The following is a 5,707-nucleotide window of genomic DNA, read 5'->3' on the forward strand; positions in this document are numbered from 1 at the left end:
GCCGGCGTGATGGGCATTCCGGGCATTTTGGAAGCCGAATTGCCGCGTATGCGTGGGCGCGCGCAGGAGCTGTCACGCAAGTATTCCGCGTCGCGCAGTTTTATGTTCCTTGGCCGTGGGCTTCAGTTCCCGCTGGCCCTTGAGGGGGCGCTCAAGCTCAAGGAAATCAGCTATATCCACGCCGAGGGCTACGCCAGCGGCGAGATGAAGCACGGTCCCATCGCCCTCATCGACAAGGAATTCCCGACCTTTGCCCTTGCCCTGCACGACGACCTGTTCCCCAAGGTGAAGTCCAACCTTGAAGAGGTGCAGGCGCGCGACGGCCGCATCATCGCCCTGACCCATCCGGGGCTGGACATTGCGGCCGAGGACGTATGGGTCATCCCCGAGGTGTGGGGCCCGCTCAACACCTTCCTCGTATTGCCCTGCCTGCAGTTGTTCTCGTACGAGGTGGCGGACTATCTGGGCAAGGACGTGGACCAGCCGCGCAACCTCGCCAAGTCCGTGACTGTGGAGTAGCCGGGGCGGGAGCGTGGGCCGCCAGTCGGTCCGCGTAGAAAAACTTGGCCGCCATGTGCGGCGTAACGAGCGCCCTATCCTGCGTGTGCCGTCCGTTTTGGCGGCCGAAGCAGAACACAAATGGGCGGCTGAACAGGGGGCGCTTGCGCCGCTGTGAAAGCCGCCCGTTTTGCGTTTTACGGCGCATTCGTTAGCATGGAGCCGTCCTTGCGTGCACCGGTGCCAGGGCGGGGGCCTGCGCCTTCGTTTTCGCGGCGTTTCGTGCGTTGCCGTCCGAGGCGGCGCGGCAGAATCGCCGAGGACGGCACCATTGAAGGGAGACCCCATGGACCAGCCCATAGACGCGATGGTTCGCGTGCTTCAGACCGATATCAACCTGCGTCTTGCGGAGCCGCAGGCGCTTGAGGCGTTGGCGCGCAGGGCCCGGCAGCGCCAGTTTGCCAAGGGGGAGTACGTCTTCCACGCTGGTGAGGCGGCGACGCATTTTTATCTGATGCAGCGCGGCAGGGTTATTATGTCCAAGCAGGCCCCATCCGGCAGGTCGTTTACGTATTTGGTGGCGGGGCCGGGGATGTCCCTGAGCGGGATTGCCTGCTTTAAGGACGGGCCGCGTCTGTTCACCGCCCGCGTGGTGGAGGACGCCACGGTGCTCTCCATTCCCAGCGCCGAATTCCGGGCGTGGGTGCAGGAGAATCCGGCCGTAGCCATTGGCATCCTCGGTACCATGGGGGATATGCTGAACGGCGCGTACACCCGCGTGCTGGACCTTATTGACGAGAGCGTGGAGACGCGCATTGTCAACGTGCTGCGCATGCTCCATGCCCGCCTTGGCACCGACCTGCCGCTGACCAACAGCGATATTGCCGAAATGACCGGGACCTCGCGCGAATCCGCGGCGCGTGTCGTTTCGCGCCTGCAGGCGGCTGGAATTTTGTCCAAATCCCGTGGCCGCATCACCATCCTTGATCCGGAATGCCTCAGCGCCCCGTCCGGGCCGTTTTTCATCATTTGACCTTTTTGCCCCGTCAGTGACCGCCGTCACTGCCACGTTGCGGCCGCTCGTCTAGAACGGCCTGCATTGGCAGTGGCTCAGAATGGAGCAACGCGAATGCGCAAAACAAGGCGGTATGCACGATGGCACAAGGGTATCTTTTGACGTTTTTTACCCAGCAGAACCGTCAGTACGACGGCAAGCCCCTTGCCGAATGGATTCTGGAACAGGCCAAGGCGAGGGGCGTGCGCGGAGCCACGGTGGTGTATGGCAAGGAAGGCTTCGGCCACGACGGCCGGTTCCATTCCGAAGGGTACTTTGATTTGGAAGACGTGCCCCAGCTTGTGACCATGGCGCTGACCGCCGAGGAGTGCGACAGCCTCCTCGCTCATCTGGACGCCGCCGGAGTGCGTGTGTTTTACGCCAAGGCGGAAGCGACGTTTGCCTTTACCTCGGGCCCCGCACCAAGCGAGCGGCCCGCCTGACCCGCCCCGAGCGGGATATTTCCCCTCCCCATCCCTTTGCGCTGCCATGCTCGTCCTTGCCATTCCCTCTGGGACGGGCTGGCGGCGCATACTCAGAAAAAGGAAACAGAAATGATTGGTCCGTATGTGAATGCGGCGGCTCTGCTGCTGGGCAGTGTCGCCGGGGTCGTGATTGGTCCACGGTTTAGCGCGAATATACGCACAAGAATGCCCATGGTCTTTGGCTGCGCTTCCATGGGGCTTGGCGTTGTGATGATTGGCAAGGTGAAGCTGCTGGCCCCTGTTGTCTTGGCGCTGGTTGTCGGTTCGTTTTTGGGTGAAATCATCCGGCTGGAGGGCGGCATTCAGAAGGTGGCGAACAGGGCGCGCACGTGGATTGAAAAGCTGGTTCGCCCCTCGGGGGACGTGAGTCAGGAGGAGTTTTTGGACAAGTACGTGGCGCTGTTGGTGCTGTTTTGCATGAGCGGAACGGGCGTGTATGGCTCCATGTCCGAGGGCATGACCGGCGACCCCACGCTGCTTATTGTGAAGGCCATTTTGGATGCGTTTACCGCGCCTATTTTTGCGTCCACGTTGGGGCTTTCCGTGGGGCTGCTTGTGGTGCCCCAGTTTGTGGTGCAGGGGGCGCTTTATCTTGGCGCGGCGCTTATCCTGCCGCTGACCACGCCGGATATGCTGGCCGACTTTTCCGCCTGCGGCGGGCTGATCATGCTGGCGACGGGTTTTCGCATCTGCGGCATACAGCAGTTTCCCGTGGCGAATATGATTCCTTCGCTTTTTCTTGTGATGCCCTTTTCGTGGGGGTGGGCGCAGCTGTTTGTGGCGCCATAGCGCCGCTGGAGCGCCCAAAGGAAAAGGCCGTTTCCCCCTGTTGTCTCAGCGGGCGGAAACGGCCTTTGTGGTGCGTGAGCGCTGGCGCTACTGCGATTCCAGCTTGTTGATAAGGGCGATGAGCTGCTCGGACAGCTGCTTGAGGGTGCCCAGAGCGTCCGCCGCAGAGGTCATGTCCGTGGAGATATCTGCCGCGATGGCGTTGATGTCCTCCATGGCGCGGTTGATTTCCTCGCTGGATGCGGACTGCTCCTCGGATGCGGTGGCGATGGAGCGGATTTGGTCCGAAGTCGCCTCGACAATACTCATGATTTCGTTGAGGGCGTTTCCCGCCTCCTTGGCAAGGTCCATGCTGTGGCCAACGGCGGTGGTGGTGCTCTCCATGCCCTGAATGTTCTGGGCGCTGCTGTTTTGGATGGCGCGGACGGCTTCTTCCACTTCCTGCGTGGCGTGGACGGTTTTTTCCGCCAGCTTGCGGACTTCGTCCGCCACCACGGCGAAGCCGCGCCCGGCATCACCGGCACGGGCCGCTTCAATGGCGGCGTTGAGGGCCAGCAGGTTGGTTTGGTCCGCGATGTCCGTAATAACGTTCATGATGTTGCCAATGCCTTTGGCGTGCTCGCCAAGCTCCTGCAGGTTGGCCTTCATGGTGTCGGACAGGGTGTTGACCTCGTCAATGGAGGCCACAAGTTCGGAGACCTTGTCCACGCCAAGGGAGGCCTTCTGGTTGGAGGAGTCCGCGCTTTCCGCCGCGAAGCCGGCGTTTTGCGCCACTTCCAGCACGGTGGCGTTCATTTCTTCCATGGCGGTGGCGGTTTCGCCCACGCGGTCGCGCTGGCGGGTGGTGTAGTCCGTCACCCGCTCCACCTTGCCATCCATCTGCTCCGCCGCGCTGACGATGTTTTCGGAGATGGACTTCAGGGTGTTGGCGGCCTCCTGCATGCCTTGCTGCCGCGCGCATTCGGCTTCTTCTCGGGCGGCTTCGGCGTCCTGCAGGGCGTCCTTGGCGCTTTGGGCGGACTCGGCGGCTTCCTGCTCCTTGACTTCCACTTCGCGGATGGTTTGCTTGAGGTTGGTCACCATCTGCAGCACCGCGTTTTTCAGCTCCTCCAGCTCGCCGGTGAAGGAGGCGGAGCCAAAGGAGGACTCAAGGTCCCCGTCGCTCACGCGCTCGGCAAAGCCCTGAATGACCTTGACGGGCGTGATGAGCTTGATGCGGATGACAAAGAAGAGAATGAGGATAATCAGCGTATCCGTCACGATGGTGTTCACGGTAATTTTGGTGATTTCCGCCGCGATGGCTTCCTTGAGCGAGGCCTTGCTGAGGTACACCGTTACCGAGCCGATGGGTTTTTCCTCACGGATGACCTCGGCGGTGCTGGTGACAAAGTCGCCGGTGGGCGGCTCCGTAATTTTTTCGGTTTCGTCCGGCCCTGTTTTGGACAGGGCGAGGAAGATGCTTTCGCCGTCGGCCTCGCGCACGACCACGGCGGACAGGTCTTCATCCTGCATTTCGGACTGGATGAGCCGGACGCCGAGTTCTTCGTCGTAGTCCCACATGGGCGTCACCATGCCGATGGCAAGGCGCCCGGCCATGTAGGTGGCGGCTTTGCTCAGTCTGGCGCTGAGCTGGCTGCGCGTTTCGTAATAGTCGCGGACGCCGAATCCAAGCAAAATGGCTGTGACAACGGCGACAAGGATGATGATGATTTGGAATTGAATACTTTGATTCAGAAGCCTTTTCATGGGTCACCGTTCCGTTTTGTCGTGATAATTGTGCTGCGCCCCGGATGTGCCGGGGCCGCACCGCGCGAGCGCTGTGCGGTGCGGCCGCTGTGGCAGTGTGGTTATTGGTTCAGGAAGCTGGCGACGATGCGGTCAATCTCGCCGCTGTCCTGCATGGCCTTGATGGCCGCGTTGAACTTGGCCACGAAGTCCTGCTTGTAGGGCGCGTCAAAGTCGCGGGAGAATGCCAGATAACCGTTCTCGGTGTTGATCTGGGTGCCTTTTTTGATGACGTCGGAGCTGATGCCCATCTGGCTCATGGTGTACCGGATGGAAGCGTCGTCGTTGACGTAGGCGTCAATGCGTCCGGCCTTCAGCTTTTTGAGGTTGGCCTCGTTGTCCGCGGCTTCCTCAATCTTCAGCCCTTCGGTGTCCGGCACGGAGAACCCGGCGTTGATGCCGATGGTGAGGTCCTTATAGTCGTCCGGCCAGTTGGGGCGGGGGGAGGTCAGCACTTCGGCGCGGCAGTAGACGGCAAAGCCTTCTTCCAGAATGGGGTCGGACCATGGCTGAATCCACGGCCGCTGCTCTGGACGGTAGTAGGGCGGGAAGGCCGCAAAGCCTTGTCCCTTTTCAATGAGCTTCATGGCGCGCTTCCACGGCACCAGCTCGATGGTGACATTGTAGCCGTCCATGCGTTTGAAGGCGGCTTGGAAGATTTTGACGTAGATGCCGTCGGGCTGCCCCCGGTTTGAGAAGGAATAGGGCGTATAGGAGTCGTCACCATAGACCGTGACGCTCTGCGCCGCCTGCGCCGCATGGCTGGCCAGCAGGAGGACGGCACAGGTGATGGCAAGAAGAACAACCTTTTTCATTACAGCCTCCAAATTTTGGTGGTTGGGGGATACATAGCTTCCAATATGCCTTGGGGAGCAGGCTGTGTAAACTGGGGGTGCGGTGAAAACTGGCTTGCCATCAGCGTTTTGCAGGTTATGTGCGCGGTTTTGCTTGGGCTTTGCAGGGGAAGATATTTGCGGCGCTGATGGGGGGACGCTGCGGCAGGGTGAATCGAGGATTTTGAGGCGTTATGCAAGGGGGTTAGGCGGTGATGTGGCGCGCGCGGCGTGCGGGGGCTTTTCATCGCCGGGCAATGCCA

General features: G+C 61.1%; 6 protein-coding genes. 4 read left to right on the forward strand and 2 right to left on the reverse strand.

The features are described from left to right. From ACY69P_RS13325 to ACY69P_RS13340, 4 genes are all read left to right on the forward strand, one after another. The coding region (locus ACY69P_RS13325; protein ID WP_462327822.1) for an SIS domain-containing protein at positions 1-519 on the forward strand (519 nt) is incomplete at its 5' end. 325 nt (positions 520-844) lie between these two features. Then, the gene (locus ACY69P_RS13330; protein ID WP_462327823.1) at positions 845-1,531 is read left to right on the forward strand and encodes a Crp/Fnr family transcriptional regulator; all 687 of its coding nucleotides are present in this window, start codon (positions 845-847) and stop codon (positions 1,529-1,531) included. A 122-nt stretch (positions 1,532-1,653) separates the two neighbouring features. Further along, positions 1,654-1,995, forward strand: coding sequence for a DUF190 domain-containing protein (locus ACY69P_RS13335; RefSeq protein ID WP_462327824.1), 342 nt, complete (start codon positions 1,654-1,656; stop codon positions 1,993-1,995). A 111-nt stretch (positions 1,996-2,106) separates the two neighbouring features. Further along, entirely contained in the window at positions 2,107-2,826 is a 720-nt protein-coding gene (locus tag ACY69P_RS13340; RefSeq protein ID WP_462327825.1) for a DUF554 domain-containing protein, read from the forward strand. An 87-nt stretch (positions 2,827-2,913) separates the two neighbouring features. Here the strand turns inward: ACY69P_RS13340 and ACY69P_RS13345 are convergent, their stop codons facing one another. Beyond that, complete coding sequence (locus tag ACY69P_RS13345) at positions 2,914-4,572, reverse strand: methyl-accepting chemotaxis protein (RefSeq protein ID WP_462327826.1); 1,659 nt, start codon at positions 4,570-4,572, stop codon at positions 2,914-2,916. A gap of 101 nt (positions 4,573-4,673) precedes the next feature. After that, the gene (locus tag ACY69P_RS13350; RefSeq protein WP_462327827.1) at positions 4,674-5,426 is read right to left on the reverse strand and encodes a substrate-binding periplasmic protein; all 753 of its coding nucleotides are present in this window, start codon (positions 5,424-5,426) and stop codon (positions 4,674-4,676) included. Positions 5,427-5,707: the final 281 nt, after the last annotated feature.

Source organism: Desulfobaculum sp., assembly GCF_054921475.1.